General features: G+C 28.1%; 24 protein-coding genes. 1 reads left to right on the top strand and 23 read right to left on the bottom strand.

What is annotated here, in order from left to right; all coding sequences use genetic code 11:
• Nucleotides 1–16 precede the first annotated feature (16 nt).
• From selB to J2Z24_RS00940, 4 genes are all read right to left on the bottom strand, one after another.
• Nucleotides 17–1,723: a selenocysteine-specific translation elongation factor gene (gene selB / locus J2Z24_RS00955; RefSeq protein ID WP_035144377.1), complete on the bottom strand. Its 1,707-nt coding sequence runs from the start codon at nt 1,721–1,723 to the stop codon at nt 17–19.
• Between the two features lie 22 nt (nt 1,724–1,745).
• Nucleotides 1,746–3,140: an L-seryl-tRNA(Sec) selenium transferase gene (gene selA / locus J2Z24_RS00950; RefSeq protein ID WP_035144376.1), complete on the bottom strand. Its 1,395-nt coding sequence runs from the start codon at nt 3,138–3,140 to the stop codon at nt 1,746–1,748.
• 11 nt (nt 3,141–3,151) lie between these two features.
• Nucleotides 3,152–4,177: a selenide, water dikinase SelD gene (gene selD, locus J2Z24_RS00945; RefSeq protein ID WP_085058951.1), complete on the bottom strand. Its 1,026-nt coding sequence runs from the start codon at nt 4,175–4,177 to the stop codon at nt 3,152–3,154.
• A gap of 123 nt (nt 4,178–4,300) precedes the next feature.
• On the bottom strand, nt 4,301–4,894 hold the full coding sequence (locus tag J2Z24_RS00940; protein ID WP_035144374.1) for a helix-hairpin-helix domain-containing protein: 594 nt from the start codon (nt 4,892–4,894) through the stop codon (nt 4,301–4,303).
• A 120-nt stretch (nt 4,895–5,014) separates the two neighbouring features.
• On the opposite strand from J2Z24_RS00940, the gene J2Z24_RS00935 reads away from it, so the two are divergent.
• Nucleotides 5,015–6,238 (top strand): D-alanyl-D-alanine carboxypeptidase family protein, encoded by a 1,224-nt coding sequence (locus J2Z24_RS00935; RefSeq protein WP_035144373.1) that lies wholly within the window; start codon nt 5,015–5,017, stop codon nt 6,236–6,238.
• Between the two features lie 2 nt (nt 6,239–6,240).
• On the opposite strand, the gene J2Z24_RS00930 is transcribed toward J2Z24_RS00935, so the two are convergent.
• From J2Z24_RS00930 to minD, 19 genes are all read right to left on the bottom strand, one after another.
• Complete coding sequence (locus J2Z24_RS00930) at nt 6,241–7,149, bottom strand: RluA family pseudouridine synthase (protein WP_035144371.1); 909 nt, start codon at nt 7,147–7,149, stop codon at nt 6,241–6,243.
• A 15-nt stretch (nt 7,150–7,164) separates the two neighbouring features.
• Nucleotides 7,165–8,382, bottom strand: a complete 1,218-nt coding sequence (locus J2Z24_RS00925) for an LCP family protein (RefSeq protein ID WP_035144370.1) — start codon at nt 8,380–8,382, stop codon at nt 7,165–7,167.
• Nucleotides 8,383–8,384: 2 nt separating this feature from the next.
• On the bottom strand, nt 8,385–8,957 hold the full coding sequence (gene yqeK / locus J2Z24_RS00920; RefSeq protein WP_035144369.1) for a bis(5'-nucleosyl)-tetraphosphatase (symmetrical) YqeK: 573 nt from the start codon (nt 8,955–8,957) through the stop codon (nt 8,385–8,387).
• Between the two features lie 57 nt (nt 8,958–9,014).
• Nucleotides 9,015–9,617, bottom strand: a complete 603-nt coding sequence (nadD, locus tag J2Z24_RS00915) for a nicotinate-nucleotide adenylyltransferase (RefSeq protein WP_035144367.1) — start codon at nt 9,615–9,617, stop codon at nt 9,015–9,017.
• A gap of 28 nt (nt 9,618–9,645) precedes the next feature.
• On the bottom strand, nt 9,646–9,936 hold the full coding sequence (gene yhbY / locus J2Z24_RS00910) for a ribosome assembly RNA-binding protein YhbY (RefSeq protein ID WP_035144366.1): 291 nt from the start codon (nt 9,934–9,936) through the stop codon (nt 9,646–9,648).
• 23 nt (nt 9,937–9,959) lie between these two features.
• Nucleotides 9,960–11,234: a GTPase ObgE gene (gene obgE, locus J2Z24_RS00905; protein ID WP_035144365.1), complete on the bottom strand. Its 1,275-nt coding sequence runs from the start codon at nt 11,232–11,234 to the stop codon at nt 9,960–9,962.
• Between the two features lie 38 nt (nt 11,235–11,272).
• Entirely contained in the window at nt 11,273–11,809 is a 537-nt protein-coding gene (locus J2Z24_RS00900; protein ID WP_035144363.1) for a Spo0B domain-containing protein, read from the bottom strand.
• A gap of 61 nt (nt 11,810–11,870) precedes the next feature.
• Entirely contained in the window at nt 11,871–12,176 is a 306-nt protein-coding gene (gene rpmA, locus J2Z24_RS00895) for a 50S ribosomal protein L27 (protein WP_035144362.1), read from the bottom strand.
• Nucleotide 12,177: 1 nt separating this feature from the next.
• Nucleotides 12,178–12,507 carry a ribosomal-processing cysteine protease Prp gene (locus J2Z24_RS00890; protein WP_035144360.1) on the bottom strand — a complete coding sequence of 110 codons (330 nt, stop codon included), beginning with the start codon at nt 12,505–12,507 and terminating at the stop codon, nt 12,178–12,180.
• Nucleotides 12,508–12,509: 2 nt separating this feature from the next.
• A complete protein-coding gene (gene rplU, locus J2Z24_RS00885; protein WP_035144358.1) occupies nt 12,510–12,824 on the bottom strand; it encodes a 50S ribosomal protein L21 in 315 nt (104 codons plus the stop codon).
• Between the two features lie 122 nt (nt 12,825–12,946).
• Nucleotides 12,947–14,383, bottom strand: coding sequence for an Rne/Rng family ribonuclease (locus J2Z24_RS00880; RefSeq protein WP_035144357.1), 1,437 nt, complete (start codon nt 14,381–14,383; stop codon nt 12,947–12,949).
• A gap of 22 nt (nt 14,384–14,405) precedes the next feature.
• On the bottom strand, nt 14,406–15,125 hold the full coding sequence (locus tag J2Z24_RS00875) for a TIGR03936 family radical SAM-associated protein (protein WP_207714618.1): 720 nt from the start codon (nt 15,123–15,125) through the stop codon (nt 14,406–14,408).
• A complete protein-coding gene (locus J2Z24_RS00870; RefSeq protein ID WP_035144355.1) occupies nt 15,094–16,950 on the bottom strand; it encodes a TIGR03960 family B12-binding radical SAM protein in 1,857 nt (618 codons plus the stop codon). The genes J2Z24_RS00875 and J2Z24_RS00870 overlap by 32 nt, the downstream gene beginning before the upstream one ends.
• Before the next feature lie 68 nt (nt 16,951–17,018).
• Complete coding sequence (locus J2Z24_RS00865; RefSeq protein WP_035144354.1) at nt 17,019–17,876, bottom strand: M50 family metallopeptidase; 858 nt, start codon at nt 17,874–17,876, stop codon at nt 17,019–17,021.
• A gap of 18 nt (nt 17,877–17,894) precedes the next feature.
• Entirely contained in the window at nt 17,895–18,659 is a 765-nt protein-coding gene (locus tag J2Z24_RS00860; protein ID WP_035144352.1) for a M23 family metallopeptidase, read from the bottom strand.
• Nucleotides 18,660–18,896: 237 nt separating this feature from the next.
• Entirely contained in the window at nt 18,897–19,271 is a 375-nt protein-coding gene (mgsA, locus tag J2Z24_RS00855) for a methylglyoxal synthase (protein WP_035144351.1), read from the bottom strand.
• 11 nt (nt 19,272–19,282) lie between these two features.
• On the bottom strand, nt 19,283–20,404 hold the full coding sequence (rodA, locus tag J2Z24_RS00850) for a rod shape-determining protein RodA (protein ID WP_035144349.1): 1,122 nt from the start codon (nt 20,402–20,404) through the stop codon (nt 19,283–19,285).
• A 95-nt stretch (nt 20,405–20,499) separates the two neighbouring features.
• The gene (gene minE / locus J2Z24_RS00845) at nt 20,500–20,769 is read right to left on the bottom strand and encodes a cell division topological specificity factor MinE (RefSeq protein ID WP_035144348.1); all 270 of its coding nucleotides are present in this window, start codon (nt 20,767–20,769) and stop codon (nt 20,500–20,502) included.
• Nucleotides 20,770–20,780: 11 nt separating this feature from the next.
• Complete coding sequence (gene minD, locus J2Z24_RS00840) at nt 20,781–21,581, bottom strand: septum site-determining protein MinD (protein ID WP_035144347.1); 801 nt, start codon at nt 21,579–21,581, stop codon at nt 20,781–20,783.
• Nucleotides 21,582–21,589 lie beyond the last annotated feature (8 nt).

Raw genomic sequence — 21,589 nt, 5'->3', positions numbered from 1 at the left:
AATATTATCTATAATTTTATACGAATGTTTCTTTTAAGTCAACACTATATAAAATTCTTTTATCCCCTATTCTCTTAGTTAATTTAATACTATCAAAGTGTTCTATTATTGCTAATGCATATTTTCTACTAGTATTAAGAATATCTCTAAATTCTGCTAATGTAATATTACCATTTTTATTAATAGTATCTATAATTATTCTTTTTGCTTTATAATAATTACTACAAGAAAGAACTATATCTTCACTAATTATTATTATATCCTTATTTTTTATTAGAGAATAATATATTATGTTAAATATTTTTTTATTATTTTCTTTTTCCAATATTTCTTCATACTTTGGTGGTGAAAACCCTGCTTCATTATATATTTCTATTAATCCTTTGGCTTTTTCTTTCCAATAAATATTATGAATATATCTAATATTGTTATCTATACATATTTCTATAATTTTTCCTTTGTCTTTTAATTTATTAATTTCCTTTTTTAACACTTCATCATCAATATCTAAATGTTTTTGTATTAAATTTTTATCTGGTACTTGCTCTGTAAATTTTTTAATAACATTTTCTAATATTTCTTCCACATTTCTATTTTCTTTAATCTTTAATTCATTTATGTAATCTTTATCAAACCTTTTTGCTTTTTTACTTACAGGATCTATAATAATTCCTCCACCAATAGTATACATAGGTGAATAATTTCTTATAATAAATCTGTCCTCACTTTTACAAGCTATAGGACTTTCAAGTTTTAACTGAACATAAACACTTTCTCCTGGCCTTATGTCTTCTTTATCAAGTATTACTACTCTACATAGTATTTCTGATGTACCGTGATGTAATCTTACTCTTTGTCTATTTTTCAAAGGCTTGTTATTCTCTTTTAAATAGTGAAGTCTACAATCTATTATTATAGATGATTCCATAGCATTAATAGAAGATATTACATCCCCTCTTTTAATCTCTTTTACTTTTACATTAGATAAATTCAATGCAGTTCTTTGTCCAATTTTAGCAAAATTCACTTTTTGTTCATGTACCTGTATTCCTCTAACTTTACAATTTATCTTTGAAGGATATATCTCTATAGTTTCCCCCTGATTTACCATACCATTTAAAACTGTACCAGTAACCACAGTACCAAAACCACTAACAGTAAAGACTCTGTCTACAGACATTCTAAAATCTTCCTTAATATTCTCTTCTTCTAATTCCTCACTAATATCATCTAAAGCCTTTATAAGTTCTTCTATTCCTTTTTTAGTTACACAGGATACTTCATATATTTTTGATTCTTGAAGAAAACTTTCTTGTATCTCTTTTTTTATTTCATCTTTTACAATATTTATCCACTCTTTCTGAACCAAATCTGTTTTAGTTAAAACTACTATCCCTTTTTTTATATCTAAAAGCTTTAATATTTGTAAATGTTCTCTAGTTTGAGGCATTACTCCTTCATCCGCCGCTATAACCATAAGAACTAAATCTATACTACTTATCCCCGCCAACATATTCTTTATAAACTTTTCATGTCCTGGTACATCGATTATTCCAGCTCTTTTACCACATGGTAAATCTAAGTAAGCAAATCCCAGATTTATAGATATACCTCTTTTTTTTTCTTCTTTTAATCTATCTGTATCCTGTTCTGTTAAAGCTTTTATAAGAGAGGTCTTTCCATGATCTATATGGCCTGCTGTTCCTATAACTATATGTCTCATTTATTATCTTTCTCCGTTTCACCTAAAGCTCATCTATATATTTAAGTGCCTCTAAAATACTATCATAGTCCTTATCCATTATTGTTCTTAAATCCATGATAACTTCATCCTTATTTATTCTAACAATAATAGGTATGTAGTTTTCTCTTAGAAGTCTTTCCATCTCTACTGATTTAAACTTATTACTTTTTATTTTCAATACATAGGTTTCTATTTTTTCCTGTGGCATAGAGCCTCCCCCTACTATTGAATAATCTTCTGCTAAATAAAAACTAAAGTTTTTCAACTTTCTTTTTAACTTTCTTTTCAGTTTTTCTCCTCTAGTCTTATGTAATGTTTTAGAGCTTAAAATCATATGTAAGGTAGGAATATTTTCTATTGCCTGTTCACTGTTCAAATACATTTTTAAAGTGCCTTCAAGAGCAGCTAAAGTCAACTTATCAACTCTTACTGCCCTTGTTAACTGATTCTTTTTTATTTCATCAATTAAACTCTTTTTTCCAACAATGATTCCAGCTTGAGGCCCACCTAACATCTTATCTCCACTAAAAGTTACAATATCTATTCCCTTTTTTATACTTTCCTGAACAGTAGGTTCAAAGCTAACTCCATGTTTAGAAAAATCAATGAACGTGCCACTTCCTATATCCTCAATTATAGGTATATTTCTCTTTTTACCTAACTGTACTAATTCTTCTAAGGAAATCTTCTCAGTAAAACCTATTATTTTAAAGTTAGATGTATGTACTCTTAATAAAACTCCAGTATTTTCATTTATACTATTTTCATAGTCATATAAATGAGTTCTATTAGTAGTACCAACCTCTATTAATTCTACTCCACTGAATTTCATTATATCTGGTATTCTAAACGCTCCACCTATTTCAACTAATTCTCCTCTAGAAACTATAGCTTGTTTATTTTTACATAATGTATTTAAAACTAAAAGTATCGCAGCTGCATTATTATTTACTACCATAGCAGCTTCTGCTCCTGTTAAATACTTAATCAAATATTCTACATATTCATATCTAGATCCTCTTTGTGCTTCTTGTAAATTATACTCCAGATTATTGTAACTTCCTGATACTTCTGCAATTTTTCTAATTGCTTCTTCACATAAAATTGCTCTGCCTAAATTAGTGTGTATTATAACCCCTGTAGCATTAATTACCTTTTTAAGACTCATTGCATTCTTTTTATCTAGATAAAGAAGAACCATCTTTATTATTTCATTCTTTGTTAAACAATTCATTTCTTCTTTAATTATTCTATTTCTATAATAGTCTATACTTTCCCTTACGCACTGAACTATTAAAGTCCTAGGATTTTCATTTAATTTTTGCAATATTACTTCTTCTTTTAAAATCTCATCAACCTTAGGCAGATTTCTTAATAGTTCCTTCTTATTTACCAATATGTTCACCCTTATTCTACTATCAAAATATTTTCTTCTAAAGGAATTACCTCTCCTATAATAGAAGATTCTATTTCTAACTTACCTAATTCTTCTATTATATTTTCACCTAACTCTTTAGATATGGAAAATAAAAGACCTCCCGAAGTTTGAGGATCAAATAATATATCTTCCATCCATTCCAATACATTCATTAAAGAATACTTTCCTTTTAAATATTCTTTATTTCTATAGGCTCCTTCTGGCACAATACCCATTTCAGCATATTCTCTACTTTCCTCTATATAGGGAATCAATTCTTTATAAATTTTAAAACTTACTTTTGATGCCGAAGCCATTTCGTAACTATGACCCATAAGTCCAAAACCAGTTATATCTGTACAAGCTGTTACATCATATTTATTTATAATATCTGCTGCATATTTGTTTAAAGTTGTCATTATTTTTACTGCTTTTTTATAACTTTCCTCTGATGCAAGTCCACCTTTAATTGCAGTATTTATTATTCCAATCCCTAATGGCTTTGTTAAAATTAATATATCTCCAACGTTGCATCCATAATTTCTTAAAACTTTTTTGGGATTAACTTCTCCTGTAACAGATAGTCCATACTTAGGTTCATTATCCTCAACAGAATGTCCTCCCACAACTACAGCTCCTGCTTCTATTACTTTGTCAGCTCCTCCTCTTAGTATTTCTCCTAATATTTCTACTGGTAAGCATGATGGAAAACATACTATATTCAAGGCAACTAATGGTTCCCCCCCCATTGCATAGATATCACTTAAGGAGTTAGCTGCAGCTATTTGTCCAAAAATATATGCATCATCAACTATTGGAGTAAAAAAATCAAGGGTTTGTATAATAGCTGTATCTTCATTTAATTTATACACTGCTGCATCATCGGAAGTTTCTATTCCAACCATTAAATTATTATCTTTCATCTCAGGTAACCTACCTAAGATTTTTGAAAGGGTTTCTGGCCCTATTTTCGCTGCTCATCCAGCTGTTCTAGACATGGATGTAAGTTTAACCATTAAAGTCACCTACTTTCTTAATTTAATTTATAATACTATATTAATTATATATTACCTGTATATTTTTTCAAATACTACTTAAATATTAATCTACTCATATATTAATAAAATTTTCATTTGTTATTATCTTATATCTACTTTATCCTTAAATTTTTCAAAAGTTTTTTCTCCAATTCTTTCTATTTTCTTCAATTCATCTATAGAGTTAAAACCCCTATTTTTTTCTCTATAATCTATTATTTTTTCAGCTGTTACTTCTCCAACTCCTGGAATTGTTTTTAACTCTTCTTTTGATGCCTTATTTATATTTATTTTTCCGTTATTATTTATACTACCTTCTTTGCTATTATTTTTTTCACTTTTAATATCATCATTATTATTTTTCAATTCATCCACATATACATAATCTTCATCTTTCAATCTTTTTGCTAAATTCAATCTATCTTTGTCTGCGTTTTCAGTAAATCCTCCTGCAATTTTAATTCCATCTTCTATTCTACTATTTTCCTTTAATTTATACACTCCAGGCTTTTTAACTTCACCATTCACATAAATAGTAATAGATTTTTTTTCTTCTCCCTTTACAGTATTATCTACGAATATATCCTCTTTTTTATAATTCTTTTCAGGTTTTGATATAAAATATCCTATAAAAATAAAGAATATAAACATAGAAACAAGGACTATGGAACCTATTATTTTTTTCTTTTCTTTCAAAATAATCACTCCTAAGTTATATATTCTTTCTCTTAATTATTGACAATTTTGAAAAAATTAATATCGCACAGAATAAAAATTTTTGATATAATTATTTTTAGCAAAACAAAGGAGGATAACATGAAAAAAACGTTTACTTTATTTACAACTTTATTTATTCTTTTTCTTAGTATAAGTTCGAACTTTGTAAATGCTAAGGATGCCCCACCCAAAGTATCTGCTTATGGAGCAATTCTAATGGATGCTACTACTGGTACAATATTATATGAAAAAAGTATAGATAAACCATATGCGCCAGCTTCTACTACTAAAATTATGACTGCATTACTTACATTAGAAAATTGTAAATTAGATGACATAGTTACTGTAGGAAAAAAACCCCCTTTAGCAGATGGTAGTAAAATATTTATTTACGAAAATGAAAAACTGAAAGTTAAAGATTTATTATATGCTCTTTTATTAGAGTCTGCTAATGATTGTGCAGAAGCTTTAGCTGAACATATAGGCGGTTCTATTGAAAATTTCGCAAAACTTATGAATGAGAGAGCAAAAGAATTAGGATGTAAAAATACAAACTTTGTTAATCCGAGCGGTTTATATGATGACAAGCATAGAACTACTGCTAGAGATTTAGCTCTTATAATGAGGGAGGTTGTAAAACATCCTGAATATACTAAAATTTCTACAGCTATTTCTTATAAAATTGCTCCTACTAACAAGTGTAAAAAAACTAGACCTCTTTGGAATAAAAATAAATTAATCCAAAATTCTTCTACATATTATTATGAAGGTTGTGAAGCTGGTAAAACAGGATATACTATTCAGTCAGAACATTCATATGTAGCTAGTGCAACTAGAAATGATGAAAGACTTATTCTTGCTTTAATTCACGATAAAAACAAAACCTTCTTTCCGGATGCAATAAAGCTTTTTAATTATGGATACAATAACTTTGAATTAGTTAAAATGTATTCAAAAGGTGATATAGTTAGTACATATAACAATAAAGATTTAAATATCAATCTATTGGCTAATGATGATTTTTACTATATAAAAAATAAAAAAGATCCCTCTGAAGCATCAGTAATTTTAGATAAAAAAGATTTATCTTCTTTATCCTTTAAAAAAGGTGATAATATTTCAACTGCATCAATTATTTTAAAGGATAAATCTATAGGAACTTTAAATTTGTCAAGTGATTCAGATCATATTATAACTTCCTATAAATTTTTAAACAATAAGATAACTTCTAGTAAAACTTTAACTATAATTATATCTTTAACATTATGTATAATTGTAATAGCATCAATAATTAAACTAAAAAAAAGAAAAGCTAATAATTAAATTTAATTATTAGCTCTTCTTAAAGTATCAATTAAGTCATGCATATCTTCTGGTAAACTACACTCTAAATTAATGATTTCTCGAGTCCTAGGATGAGGAAATGATAGTTTATAAGCATGAAGGGCCTGCCTACGAATATAATTACTATCATCATAATTCCCTCCATACAAAACATCCCCAAATAATGGATGACCTAAATGACTTAAGTGTACTCTTATTTGATGCGTTCTACCAGTTTCCAAAACTAAACTCACAATTGAACACTTTGAAAATTTTTCTAAAACCCTGTAGTGAGTTACACTTTCTTGTCCTCTATCATCTACTATTCTATTTATACTTCCTTCTCCCGGTCTGTAAATAGGTAAGTCTATTGTTCCCTCTAACTCTTCCATAGCTCCATGCACAACTGCTATATATCCCTTTTGAAAAAATTCTTCTCCCATATCTCTTGCTAATGCCATATGAGAAAATTGATTTTTAGCTATTATTATAAGTCCTGAAGTATCCATATCTAATCTGCTAACTAATCTTACTATACAATTTTCACCTTTACTCTTGAAATAATGCAACAATCCATTTGCTAAAGTACCTGTAGGATATCTTTTAGTAGGATGCACTACCATTCCTGGCTTTTTATTAATAACTATAATATCTTCATCTTCATATACTACATCTAAATTCATTTCTTCTGGTTCTATATTTTGACTCTCTTCTTTATCAACACATATTTCCACTAAATCTCCTTGTTTTAATATATGTTTAAGATTAGCTCTTTCTCCGTTAACTTTAATTCTTCCATCTTTTGCAGCGCCTCTTATAAGCCTGCCTGAAAGTTTTAATTCTATTCTTAAATATTCTTTAAGCTTTAATTTATCATCTTTTTCATATTTGAAATTTAATAAACTGCTCATAACTACTCCTAATAATTATCTATTAAAATCTTCTCCTAATAATATAGTTATATTGAAATCTCCTTGTCTATAGTCTTCACTTTCTATATTACTTATATTAAAATCTCTTTTTATTAAATTTATAAACTTTTTATCTATATCTCTTACTATTATTTTTGATTTTGAAGTTTTTTCACCATTTCCAGTTTTTATGTTAGAATATCCTCTTTTTTGCATTTTAGAAGACAAATTACCTGCTAATCCATTTATATTTGTACCATTTAATATTTCAACTTTTATATTACTTCTGTCAAAGTTATCATTCTTAACTCCTTGCAGTGCTAATAATAAATCCTTATTAGCTTTTTCACTATATATAAAATATGAAATTCTTCCTATATATTTAGCATCTCCTTTTAGTGTACTTATCTTTATATTGTCTTTATCTACTTTTAAAAAAGTATATGCATACTTTATTATTTCTTCTGGATCCATATTGGTTTCCGCATATTTAGGCAATGCACTCATTAGACCTGGTAATCTTGGTATAATAGTAGGACTTTTAAACTTACCTAAAACTTTTTTTATAAATATATGCTGATTATTTATTCTTTCTATATCTCCTCCTGCCAATCCTGTACCATCATTGTTTTTTCTCCATCTAAAAAATTCTTCTGCCTTTTTACCATCTAGATGGACAGTCTCTCCCTCTTTAAAATTAATATGAAGATCTTGAGATGCATCATCATAATACATATTCTGAGCAATTTCCATATCAACTCCACCTATACTATCTATAATCTTTCTAAAACCTTCATAATTAACTTTTCCATAATAATTTATATTTAAGTTTAAAAGCTTTTCTACTTCTTGTATGAGGTATTTTACTCCTCCTATTGCATGAGCAGCATTAATCTTTTGATTTTTCTCGTTTATTTTTATAAGTGTATCTCTTGGTATTGAAACCATATTTATAGTTTCATTAGATGGATTATAATTTATTAACATAATGGTATCTGTCCTTGTTGGTTCATCTTTATTATTAGGATTGCCTATGTCAACACCCATAACTAATATATTCACTGGTTCTCCATCTAAAACTTCTTTTTTTTCAACAGAAGCTAACCCATACCCACTATTTGAACTATTTCTAAAACTTAATAAATAGAGATATAATCCTCCTATCATTACTATAAATAAAACTATAAACAATAAGATAAAAAATCTAAACTTATTTTTTTTTCTCTTCTTCATCACTACTCACCTACTATTTTGATTAGGTAATTTCTTGCTTCTATAGTATCTAAATGAAGCATTTGTCCTCTTTCAATAACATATTTTATAGTTATATCAAAAGATTTAACTATTGCCTTATCTATATTATCATAACTTAACTTTCTAAGTTCATCTACACCAGGATATTTTCTTAAAGGTTCTATGTAATCTGCAAGATATATTATCTTTTCCAATAGTGTCATATTTTTTCTTCCTGTAGTATGATAAGCTATTGCATTGAATATTTCCTTATCTTTTATTCCCATAATATCTCTTGCAATAATGGCACCAACTAATCCATGTAAAAGTTGAGGACTTTCTTCATAAATTTCATTAACTTTATATCCATGTTTTTTAACTATATTTATTAATTCGTAACCCTTAATATTTTTAGCACAATCATGTACCAATCCAGCTATTCTTGCTTTATATTCATCCACTCCATAGTGTCTAGCCATTTTAACAGCGGTATCTCTTACACTTAAACTATGAAGGAATCTCTTACTTTCTAACTTTTCCTTTAAATAAGATTCTATATGTTCCTCACTCCACATCCCTTTTATCACTCCTAATAGTAAAAATGCAAATAAATATTCCTCAACTTTATAAAATCAAATATATAATTTTAATTCCTTAATTGTATTATAAACACTTTCTGGAAGAAAATATCTTACATTTTTATTTTCTTTAATTAATTTTCTCACATCTGTAGAAGATATATCTAACAATGGTATATCTAAAAAAATTATTTTCCTATTGTATATTTTTTCCACACTTTTTTTTTGTCTTATTACTGTATCTTTATTGTATCCAGGTCTATTAAAGACTACAAATTCACAATTTTTCATTATTTTATCTATATTTTTCCATTTATGCAAATCCATTAAACAATCAACTCCTGTGAGAAAATACCATTGCACAGAAGGAAAAGTGTTTTTGAAATATTCTAATGTTTCATAAGTGTAACTCAATCTTGTCTTTTTTATCTCATAATCGCTTATTTCAAACTTCTTCTCTTCCTTAATAGCCATATGTACCATCTCATATCTGATATAACTGTTAGTAATTTTTTTATTAGATTTATGTGGCGGATTTCCTGAAGGCATAAAAATTATCTTATCTAAATTTAACCTATACAATGCCTCATAGGCTATATGAAGGTGACCATTGTGAATAGGATCAAAGGTACCTCCAAATATAGCTTCTTTTTTCATAATAAATCTAACCTCTCAACTTAAATTTCTATGGTAATTCTATTTTAGGCTTCTTTTTTGATTTCTTATATATAACTAATCTATTTCCTATAGATTGAACTCCTTCACACTTTAATTCCTCACATATAATATCTGATGCCTCACGAGCTGTTAATCCACTATTGTTTAATACTGTTATCTTAATTATTTCTCTGGCTTCTAAAGCATCTTCTATTTGTTTTAAAAAGTTTTCTTCTATTCCACCTTTGCCTATTTGAAATATAGGTTGAATTGTGTTTGCAATGGATCTTAAATAACTTCTTTGCTTGCTAGTTATCATACCTATCCTCCCTCCTAATAATATTATAATACAAAGTCAAATTCAAAATCATTAAGTCTTACTGTATCTTCATCCTTAATTCCCATTTTGATTAATTCATCTAAAATACCTTTATTCCTAAGTACTGTATGGAAGTATCTTAATCCATCAGGATCATTTACATTTACACTAGCCAATAATCTATCTACAAAACTTCCTTCAATTATATATATATTATCTTCTTTTCTTATAGTATATGTAAACTTCTTGTCTTCTGGAATAAATCTTTCTTCTTCATCTATTTCTAAGTCTTTTACTGGTATAGTTGATAAAACTCTAGCTGCTTCTTTCATAAGTTCATCTATACCTTGCCTTGTAGCTGCAGATATTTTAAATATATCTTTGTATCCTAATTTCTCCACTTTTTCTTTAAACTCTAAAAAAACTGCTTCATCTTCTAATATATCGCTTTTGTTTGCCACTACTATTTGAGGTCTATCCCATAATTTTACACTATATTTTTTTAATTCTTCATTTATTCTCATGAAATCTTCAAAAGGATCTCTTCCTTCTATACCTGAAATATCTACTACATGTATAAGAAGCCTTGTTCTTTCTATATGTCTTAAAAAATCTAGTCCTAATCCTACACCTTCTGAAGCACCTTCTATTATTCCTGGAATATCTGCTATAACAAATGGTTGAATTCCCTTAGTAGCAACAACTCCTAAATTAGGACTTAATGTAGTAAAATGATAGTTTGCAATCTTTGGTTTAGCATTAGATACTATAGACAATATAGTTGATTTACCTACATTAGGAAAACCTATTAATCCTACATCTGCAAGTAATTTTAATTCTAACACTATATATCTTTCTTCTCCTGGCATACCTGGCTCAGCAAAATTTGGTGCTTGCCTTGTAGCTGTTGCAAATCTCACATTACCTTTTCCACCTTTTCCACCTTTAGCTACTATAAATTTATCTCCTGGGTGAGAAAGATCTGCCATAATTTTATTTGACTCTTTATCTCTTATAATGGTTCCCATGGGAACTTTTATATATAAGCTTTCTCCATCTTTACCATAGCATTTAGATCCAGAACCATTTTCTCCTCTTTCAGCCGCATATTTCTTCTTATATGTAAAGTCCATAAGAGTAGTCATATTTTGATCTGCTATTAATACTACATCGCCACCCTTACCTCCATCGCCACCATCTGGTCCTCCTAGTGGAATATACTTTTCTCTTCTAAAAGATACAGCTCCATTTCCGCCATCTCCAGATTTAACAAATATTTTCGCTCTATCTATAAACAATTAAATTCACCTCTTTTGTTATTTTTTTACATATTATTTTAAAATATTAGCCTATAGGCTAATTCATTTTTATAACTACATTTATAAATTTTAATTCCTTCTACAGACACATCTATATTTTCCCAGTTTTCCATCCAATTCATCTCATCTATCATTGACTCACTGTTAGAAATAAATATTCCTTCTCCCATAGAGTCTTCAAAAATATATATACATATAGATTTAGAATCAATTTTTTCTAAATCATTAAATATATTATTTACTAAATTTATTTTTTTATTGTATTCATTATAAAAATGTTTTTTGCTAAAATGTGATATTTCTATATCTATATTAACATCTATGTCTCTAGAACTAACTCTTTTTATATTTTTTTCTAAACAGTAACCTAAATAGTTATCCCCCAAACTATATATTTGACTTAATGATTCATTTTCTAAACTTATTTTCTTTATGAATTCTTTAGCCTTATCATATTTGTCAACTTGTAGATATCCATATATAATTTGAAGCTCATTCATGAAATCATGTCTTTGTTCTCTTAATGATTCTATGAATCCATGTATTTCCTCCATAACATAATAACCCCTCTATATAAATTTTAAAAAAAGCACCCTAAACAAAGGGTGCTTTAAATTATTCAGCTGCAACTGTTTCTTCAACTTCTATTGGATATACAGAAGCTTTTTTCTTATCCTTACCAACTCTTTCGTATTTAACTACTCCGTCAATCTTTGCAAATAAAGTATCATCGCTACCTTTACCTACATTTACACCTGGATGAATCTTAGTTCCTCTTTGTCTAACAAGGATGTTTCCCGCTAAAACAAACTGACCATCTGCTGATTTTACACCAAGTCTTTTTGCTTCACTATCTCTACCGTTTCTTGAGCTACCTACTCCTTTTTTATGAGCAAATAACTGAAGGTTCATAATTAACATTCTATTCCACCTCCTCTAATTTTATTTTTATATATTCACCGTAACTTTTTTCTACACTTTTTAATCCAAGTAACATAGTCTGCATTAAAATTTGACACTTATGTATTGTTTCAACATTCTCATCTTCTAAGCTTAAACTCAAAAAACCATCTTCAGTGCCTATGCAAGCCTTTGCTTTTACAATTTCAGTAATACCATTAGCTATAGCTAAAGATATAGCAGAAACAGCACTACAAACCATATCATACCCTTCATCTACTGAATTAGCATGACCTTTTATTGTAAAAGAAACTATATTATCTTCTCTTTTCTTAAATACTGCCTTAATCATAATTATGCATTAATTTTTTCTATTTGAAGTTTTGTGTAAGGCTGTCTATGTCCTTGTCTCTTTCTGTAGTCTTTCTTTCTCTTGTATTTGAATACAAGTATTTTTTTAGCTTTGCCCTGCTTTACAACTTTAGCAGTAACTTTAGCTCCTTCAACTACAGGCTTTCCAACTACAAACTCTCCATTTTCCTTGCTTACTGCAAGTATATTGTCTAGTTCTACAGTTCCATCAACTTCAGCATCTAACTTTTCAACGAAAATAACGTCTCCTTCAGATACTTTGTATTGTTTTCCTCCAGTAACTAATATTGCGTACATTAAAAACACCTCCTCAATCCAGTCTCGCCAATTAAGGCACATAGCCAAAACTATGATTTAAGCCTTTTCTGTGCGGTCTACAAAAGCCATTTTAACATATATAAAATACTTTGTAAAGTTTTTTATCCATATACCTTATACATTTGTAAATTTTCTATTTGATTCATAAAAATGAGCGGTTCAACTTTAAAATAATTTTCTTCATTAACAAAATTTAAGTAAATATTTTTATCTAATGCATTTATTGTCTTTATAAAACCCAAAATATCCCCTTTTATTTCTTCTTCATATATTTTACTAATTTCTATATAAACATGTTTTATGTTATTTTTTATATTTTTCAATTCATTTTTTATTAAAAAATTAACATATGATAATTTAATTCTTCTTCCATTTCCATTACATTCTCTACAAGGTTCATCTATATAATCATAAATTGCTTTTCCTACTCTTCTTCTTGCTATTTGAACTAAATTTAATTGAGTAAAGGGATATATAACTGTTTTACTTTTATCTGTATAAAAACCTTCTTGAAGTTTGTTTAATACTTTTAATTTTTCCTCTTCTTCATTCATATCAATAAAATCTATAAGTATAATACCACTTAAATTTCTCAGTATTATTTGATTTGCGATTTCTTCCGCTGCCTGCATATTTGTAATAAAAGCTGTTTTTTTCAAGGAGCTACTGCCAGTATTTTTCCCTGAATTAACATCTATTACATACATAGCCTCTGTTTTTTCAATAATTATGTATCCACCACAATTCAATTGAACTTTTCTATTTCTTAATTTCAGTATTTCTTTTTCAATACCATAAAATTCAAATAGTTCTCTTTCATCTTTGTGCAGTTCTAAATGTACATTAGTATCTTTAGCACTACAGATATAGTTTTCTATTTCATTATAATCCTCTATAGTATTAACATATATTTTTATTGTACTATTATCTAGCTTATCCCTTAGTACTCTTCCTAATAATCCGCCAGTTCTTAATAATAATGTTGGTTTTATCGAATAATTTGACTTTCTTCTAATTTCATCATATAACTTATATATTTTTTTAATTTCTTCATTTATTATTTCTACAGGAACATTTTCTCCATTGGTTCTTATCATAATACCAATATCTTTTGGCTTTTTTAAGTTCTCTTTTATATATGCTTTAATGTCTTCATTTATTATCTTTTTAGAAAAACTTATAGATGTATCTAATGTATTTAACACACAATATCTACCCGGTATAGATACAGCATTTGTAATTTTAGGTCCTTTCTTACCTATGGCTTCCTTCATTACTTGGACCATCATTTCATCGCCTTTTTTTATATTTGTATTTTTAAATTTTCTATCCATATACATATAGCAATTTTCTTTATGTCCAATATCCACAAATGCACATTTTATACCCGGTACTATATTTTTTACAATACCTTTATATATTTCACCAACAACTGGTTCTCCTTTATACTGCTCTATAAAACATTCTTTTAATTTATTATTCTTCTTTAACACAATTCTTAAAATATTCTCTTGACGCTCTATAAATATTTCTTTCACTTTAAACACCACTCTTCTTCGTCTACATTCTTTCTAAAAATTCATGAAGGGGTATATACTTTTTATTCTTAATTCCATACATCTCTTCTCTTTCTATTTGCACAAAAGCATCTCTATTGACATTTGATGTGTTATCTTGAATAAATTTACTTAAGAGATCTGCTGATAAGTTTTCTCTACTACCACAACTAACAAGTACTTGAAGATTTAAAATATTATCTGTTATTTTATATTTAAATTTTTTCAACATAGGTCTAATATTTATTTCCTTTTCTCCTTTTTTTCCTTTTTTAATAACATTCCATTCTTTTATACTAGGTAACTTATTAATTTCTTGTTCTAAGCTTTCTGTATTATTATATTTTATTTTTATCGAATAACTAGCTCCTTCTATTGCAGCCATTGACTGTGGTATCTTTTTTTCATTATCTTTTGCTTTTCTTATCTTAATTACCTCTATAAACTTAACACCAGAAGGAGAATTATCATTTAATTTATCTTTTATATAAATAGTACTTAACTCTTCTTTAAGAACTATATCCATATACTCACCTTTGGAATACATTCCTACAGACAAAGGTTGTGCTATAGAAAGACTCATATGAGGATTAAATCCTTTTGAGTACTCTATAGGAAGTCCTGCTCTTTTTATAATTTTTTGTAAAGTTCTCATCAAATCTAAATGAGATACAAATTTTATGTTACTTTCTTTACTGAATTTTATTAGATATCGCACCTTCAAAGCACTTCCCTTCTAGATTTACATTCACGCCACAATTTGTACAACCTAATCTACAATCTGGTGTAATTATTCCCTCTTTGGCTTTATTATTTTCACTAATAAGAAATTCTTTCTTTACTCCAATGTTTATAAAATCCCAAGGCAGTATTTCATCATAGCTTCTTTCTCTATAAGAATAAAATTCTGGATCCACTCCACATTTTTTAAAAGCATTCATCCATATTTCATAATTAAAATATTCAGACCAACCATCAAACTTAGCCCCATTTTTAGATGCTTCTACTAGCACGTTACAAACTCTTCTATCTCCTCTTGCAAAAATAGCTTCTAAAAAGCTTACCTTTGAAGCATGATAATTAAAGGATATAGCTCTACTTTTTATAGAATCCTTTATAGCATATACTCTTTCCATAACATCCTCTTCTCTGAGTTGAGGAGCCCATTGAAAAGGTGTAAAAGGTTTAGGAACAAATATAGACGCACTAGCTGTTACTTTTAAACCTTTTTTTCTTTTTTCTTTTGGAATCTTATAGTATTCATCTACCACTTTCTCAGTGGTAAATGCAATTCCCTTAGCATCCTCTATAGTTTCATAAGGAAGACCTATCATATAATAAAGCTTTATAGTTGACCAACCGGATTCAAAAGCACTTCTTGTAGCATTCAAAAGATCTTCTTCTGTAACTCCCTTATTTATAACATCTCTCATTCTCTGAGTACCTGCTTCTGGAGCAAAAGTTAATCCTGTTTTTCTCACCTTTTGAATTTCATTAATTAAATCCACATAAAAAGAATCTATTCTAAGTGATGGCAGTGATACCCCTACCTTTTCATCCTTATGTTTCTCTATTAAAGAATAAATAAGATTTCTTATATCAGAATAATCACATATACTTAAAGAAGTTAGAGAGATTTCATTATATCCCGTAGTTTTTAAAAGGCCTTCTGCTAACTCCATAAGCTTATCTGTTTTCTTTTCTCTAATTGGCCTATAAATCATACCTGCCTGACAAAACCTACATCCTCTAGTACACCCTCTAAAAGTTTCTAAAGTAATTCTATCATGAACTATCTCTGTATACGGTACTATAAGTTTATCGGGATATGGTACCTCATTAAAATTAGCTATTATTCTCTTTTTTACCTTTTTTGGCACATCATCATATAAAGGCTTGAATTCTTTTATAGTTCCATCCTCTTTATAAGATACTTCATATAAAGATGGTACATAAACTCCTTCTATTTTGCAAACAGCTCTTAGAAATTCTTTTTTACTTCTATGTTTATATTCTTTATACAAATCTAATATTTCATTTAAGACCTCTTCTCCTTCTCCCATAATAAACATATCTGGTATATCATAAAGAGGTTCTGGATTATAGGCACAAGGGCCTCCACACATGATTATTGGATCTTCTTCTCCTCTTTCTGAGGCTCTTACGTTTATATCGGCCATATTTAACATATTTAATATATTTGTATAACTCATTTCATATTGAAGAGTAAATCCTAACATATCAAACTCTTTCAAAGAATCTTTAGTTTCTAATGTAAAAGATGGAATATTATTTTCTCTCATAAGCTTTTCCATGTCTGGCCATGGTGCATAAGCCCTCTCGCAATAAGTATCTTCTCTTTCATTTAAAACATAATAAAGTATTTTAGATCCCAGATGGGACATTCCAACTTCATAAACATCTGGAAAACAAAATGCATATCTTATATCTACTTTTTCTTTATCTTTTTTATATGAATTAAATTCTTCCCCTATATATCTAGCTGGTTTCTCTACTTTATATAGTATATCATCTGAAATTACGTTCATTAAAATACCTCCTCATAGGTTATTCAATTTTATATTCTAACATATAAATTAACAAATTGAAAACTAATTTATATCTCTAGTTTATCTTGAATTTCCATCAATTCTTCTAAGGTTACATTGCCATAAAGTTTTAGCGCTTCTATTATTTCTTCTTCATATATTATATCCATAAGCTTCATACTTTCATCTAAAACAAAAAATATATTGTATTTATTTTTCTCTACAATACTCAATACACTTACAAGATCTTTTTTATAATAAATAGAAATGCTTTTATTCTCTATATATCCTCTTTTTATAAATTTATATTTCTTCTTAATAATATCTCCCATAATTAAATATACTATCCTTTCTCTTTCCTTTAAGGATGATAAAATTATAAATAAAGCTATGATACCTAAATTTATGCTTTTTATTCCTGCAAAAAATAAAAAAAGATAATAAAAAATTAACAATAATCCTATAATCAAACTGATGTTAACAGTTACTTTATTTGCAACTTTATATATATATTTAAAATTTATTAAATCTCTTAATATTCTTCCTCCATCCAATGGATAAGCAGGTATAAGATTGAAACTTCCTATAACAAAATTACATTGAAATAATAAATTATATATATCTATAGAATAATTGTTATATAATAAATAAAATATACCTGCTGCAATTAAATTTATAATTGGCGCAGATAAAGCAATTATTAAATCTTCATTAGGAGAAGCTTCTTCAATATCCTTTAATCTTAATACTGTGCCTATAGGCAATATTTCTACATCAAATCCTTTAAACCCTAGCATTCTAGCAGTTAAATAATGTATAAATTCATGTATAAACACTACTATAAATGATATTATCAATTTTTCTTTAAATCCAATAATCATTAGAACTATTATATATGGAATGAAATATCTATTTATTTTTATCAATTTATTATTCCCCATCCTCTAAATTGCTATATAATCTTCTGGATTTTTACTTTCACCCATATAAAGTAATTCAAAATGAAGATGAGGTCCAGTAGATTTTCCTGTATTTCCGCTTTTCCCTATAACCTCTCCCTTTTTTACTTCTATACCTTTTTTCACTGATAGCAAATTTAAATGTCCATATTTGGTTTCTATTCCCTCTCCATGATCTATCAAAATATATTTACCTAAACTAGTATCTTCTCCACAATCCTTTACTTTTCCATTAAAGCTTGCTTTTACATCCGTATTTACTTTTGCTTCTATATCTATTCCTTCATGAAATTTCTTACTTTTATCTATAGGATCATCTCTATATCCATAATGAGAAGTAATTTTACCTTCTAAAGGTAGTTGAAATTGATTTTCTATTTTTTCTTTAATAGTTTTACCTCCTGTTATTTTAGCTTTAACTTTCTCAATAAAATCTGTAACATTTTCTTCTATACTATTAATATCAAAGGATTTAACTTTATTATATATTTGTTTATAATCATAATTTTCACTTACTGTTTTCTTAGAATAATTATAAACGGCCTGTGTTTCAGGAGTAACTATAATTTTACAAAATATTACTATTAAAAATAATACACAAGTTCCAACTAAATCTCTAATTATTCTCTTACTAATATAATTAGAAGATAAATCATATGGTTTCCTGTTAAAATAGTTTATCTTACTTCCTTCTTTTCGTCTTTTTAAATTCCTATAATACTCCTCATATTGCGAGTTATAACTTCCCATTTTTTTGCTCCCTTCCCACTACCAAATATTACTTTTATATATATATTGATTATTTTTTTTAAATATTACCCTGTTTCTTTAATAATTAAATAACTGCTATGTTTATATAGAATAATTTATCTAGCAAAGCAGCATATACTATATTCCATCTATAAATTTAGGGAATATTGATGACTATGATATAACAATAAGAAACCACAAAAACTTAAATATTTAAGTTTTTGTGGTTTCTTATTGTTAAAAATTATGTGCTTTCAAAGCTTTAATAAAAACTTCTGCTGACCCCATATTAGTAGCTAATGGTATACAATGTACATCACAAAGCCTTATAAGAGCTGTAACATCTGGTTCATGTGGCTGAGCTGTCAACGGATCTCTTAAAAATATTACAAAATCAATTTTTCCCTCTGCTAATTTTCCACCTATTTGCTGGTCACCACCTAATGGACCTGATAAGAATCTATAGACTTTAAGACCAGTATTATATTCTATAAGCCTTCCTGTAGTTCCTGTGGCAAAAAGTTCATGTTCTTGAAAAACTTCCTTATATCTTTTTACAAATTCAATAATCTCCTCTTTTTTCTTATCATGTGCGATTAATGCAATTCTCATAAATTATCCCCCTAGAAATTTATTTTTTTCCTTCTCATTCCAACATTTACAACCAGTCCAATTGACATAATAGCTGTTATAAAAGAACTTCCCCCATAACTCATCAAAGGCAAGGTAATGCCTGTTATTGGTGCTGCTCCAACAGCCATACCAATATTTTGATATATGGAAAACAAAAATGTAGAAACTACACCTACTGAAATCATAGAACCAAATATATCTTTAGAAGTTTTAGCTATATTTATAAATTTATAAATCAAAATTCCATATAAAGCAAGTAAAAATATAGCTCCTAAAGTACCCCATTCTTCCCCTACCACAGCAAATATAAAATCCGTATGAGATTCTGGTATAAATCCTCCCGCTACTTGAGTACCTTTTAAAAATCCTTTTCCTAATATTCCTCCAGAACCAATACCTATTTGAGATTGAAGTAACTGAAGTCCAGCTCCTAACTCATCCGCCTCTGGATCTAAAAAAGATATCAGTCTTACTTTCCAATAATTCTGCATTAATGGGGAGTTCCACACTATAGCAATAGCCCCTATAATAGCTGCAAAACCTCCACAAATTACTTTTAAATTTAATCCTGCTGCAAAAAATATTCCTAAAACAATAAAAAAACACACCATCATCATTCCCATATCTGGCTGAATAACAATAAGTATCATAGGAATAGCCGCATACATAGCTAAAATAAAAAAGTTTTTGATATTATTAATATTCCCTTCCATTTCATCCAATTTTTTAGCAAGCATGATTATCATTCCTAGTTTTGCAAACTCAGAGGGCTGTCCTATTGTTGTAGAACCTATTTTCATCCAAGATCCAGCTCCATTAACTGTGGACTTAAAAATTGTATCATTTAAAAACAATAATATTACACCAAACCAATAAATAATATTGGCATATCCTTGTATTAAAGAATAATCAAAAACAAGGATGAAATACATTACAATTGTTCCTAATACTATCCATTTTAACTGAGATGTAAAAAAACTTATTCCAAATTTCATATGGGTAGCACTATATATATTTAAAGCTCCAAAAATACTAATAATTAGTACTATAATCAATATACTAAAATCAAGTTCTCTAAGTAACTTTCTATTAATCTTCAATTTATCAAGCATTGTTAAAATCCCTCCAATATAAATATGATTATAGCAGTGTAATTCAAAAAAAGCTATGTATAAATTATACATAGCTTAAAATTTTTAGCTTTATTTTATCTTCTTTTTTTCATCTTTTTAATTGGTATACTAGCAATTAAAGCTGGAGAATTTCCTTCTGTTTCATCTGTAGTTGTCATTTTTATTTCCAATTCTTCCTTATCTATGTCAGCATATTTAGATAGTACATTCATTATTTCTTCCTTTATATTTTGAAGAAGTTCTGGAGAAAAATCCGCCCTATCATGTATTAAAATAAGCTTTAATCTTTCCTTGGCTACTTCTTTAGAGGCAGGCTTTTGGCCAAAGAAACCAAAAAAATCCATATATATCCCTCCTACTTAATGCCAAAAAGCTTTTTTAACGAATGTAAAAACTTACTTTCATTATCACTATCAAAGCTTAAAAACGGCACTTGCTCTCCTGTTATTCTTTGTGCTATATTTCTAAAAGCTTGTCCAGATAAGGCTTTATTATTTAAAACAATAGGTTCTCCTTTATTTGTTGATATGGTTATATTTCTATCGTCAGGAACTATACCTATAAGCTTTATTGCTAAGCTGTCCAATATATCATTTACGTCCAACATATCACCATTTTTCACCATATCACTGTTTATTCTATTTACTATTAATTGATGATCTTCTACCCCTTTTGCTTCTAGTTTTCCTATTACTCTATCCGCATCTCTTACAGAGGTAACTTCAGGATTCACCACAACCAATGCCCTATCAGCTCCAGCTATAGCATTTTCAAATCCCTGTTCTATTCCTGCAGGACAATCAATTAATATATAGTCAAATTCTTCTTTTAATTGATTAATCAATATAAGCATTTGCTCCATTGAAATATCTGTTTTATCTCTAGTTTGAGCTGTTGGCAATAAAAATAAATTAGGAAATCTCTTATCCTTTATTAAAGATTGTTTTAACTTACAACTTTCTTCTATTACATCCATTAATGTAAAAACTATTCTATTCTCAAGTCCCATAAGAACGTCTAAATTTCTAAGGCCAGTATCTCCATCTACTACTACAACTTTTTTTCCCATAGAGGCCAAAGCTGTTCCTATATTAGCAGTAGTTGTAGTTTTTCCAACCCCTCCTTTACCAGATGTTATAACTATAGCTTCTCCCATACATATCT

The organism is Clostridium tetanomorphum (genome assembly GCF_017873215.1).
In the GTDB taxonomy this organism is placed as follows: Bacteria; Bacillota; Clostridia; order Clostridiales; family Clostridiaceae; genus Clostridium_AO; species Clostridium_AO tetanomorphum.
Note: the sequence above shows the minus strand (reverse complement) of the source record. Positions and strands in the feature narration are given on the sequence as shown.

What these genes read in the sequence shown, in the direction of transcription:
- selB (WP_035144377.1), bottom strand. Translation starts at nt 1,723, where the DNA reads ATGAGACATATAGTTATAGGAACAGCAGGCCATATAGATCATGGAAAG.
- J2Z24_RS00935 (WP_035144373.1), top strand. Translation starts at nt 5,015, where the DNA reads ATGAAAAAAACGTTTACTTTATTTACAACTTTATTTATTCTTTTTCTT.
- J2Z24_RS00930 (WP_035144371.1), bottom strand. Translation starts at nt 7,149, where the DNA reads ATGAGCAGTTTATTAAATTTCAAATATGAAAAAGATGATAAATTAAAG.
- J2Z24_RS00925 (WP_035144370.1), bottom strand. Translation starts at nt 8,382, where the DNA reads ATGAAGAAGAGAAAAAAAAATAAGTTTAGATTTTTTATCTTATTGTTT.
- yqeK (WP_035144369.1), bottom strand. Translation starts at nt 8,957, where the DNA reads ATGTGGAGTGAGGAACATATAGAATCTTATTTAAAGGAAAAGTTAGAA.
- nadD (WP_035144367.1), bottom strand. Translation starts at nt 9,617, where the DNA reads ATGAAAAAAGAAGCTATATTTGGAGGTACCTTTGATCCTATTCACAAT.
- yhbY (WP_035144366.1), bottom strand. Translation starts at nt 9,936, where the DNA reads ATGATAACTAGCAAGCAAAGAAGTTATTTAAGATCCATTGCAAACACA.
- J2Z24_RS00900 (WP_035144363.1), bottom strand. Translation starts at nt 11,809, where the DNA reads ATGGAGGAAATACATGGATTCATAGAATCATTAAGAGAACAAAGACAT.
- rpmA (WP_035144362.1), bottom strand. Translation starts at nt 12,176, where the DNA reads ATGTTAATTATGAACCTTCAGTTATTTGCTCATAAAAAAGGAGTAGGT.
- J2Z24_RS00890 (WP_035144360.1), bottom strand. Translation starts at nt 12,507, where the DNA reads ATGATTAAGGCAGTATTTAAGAAAAGAGAAGATAATATAGTTTCTTTT.
- rplU (WP_035144358.1), bottom strand. Translation starts at nt 12,824, where the DNA reads ATGTACGCAATATTAGTTACTGGAGGAAAACAATACAAAGTATCTGAA.
- J2Z24_RS00870 (WP_035144355.1), bottom strand. Translation starts at nt 16,950, where the DNA reads ATGAACGTAATTTCAGATGATATACTATATAAAGTAGAGAAACCAGCT.
- J2Z24_RS00860 (WP_035144352.1), bottom strand. Translation starts at nt 18,659, where the DNA reads ATGGGAAGTTATAACTCGCAATATGAGGAGTATTATAGGAATTTAAAA.
- mgsA (WP_035144351.1), bottom strand. Translation starts at nt 19,271, where the DNA reads ATGAGAATTGCATTAATCGCACATGATAAGAAAAAAGAGGAGATTATT.
- rodA (WP_035144349.1), bottom strand. Translation starts at nt 20,404, where the DNA reads ATGCTTGATAAATTGAAGATTAATAGAAAGTTACTTAGAGAACTTGAT.
- minE (WP_035144348.1), bottom strand. Translation starts at nt 20,769, where the DNA reads ATGGATTTTTTTGGTTTCTTTGGCCAAAAGCCTGCCTCTAAAGAAGTA.
- minD (WP_035144347.1), bottom strand. Translation starts at nt 21,581, where the DNA reads ATGGGAGAAGCTATAGTTATAACATCTGGTAAAGGAGGGGTTGGAAAA.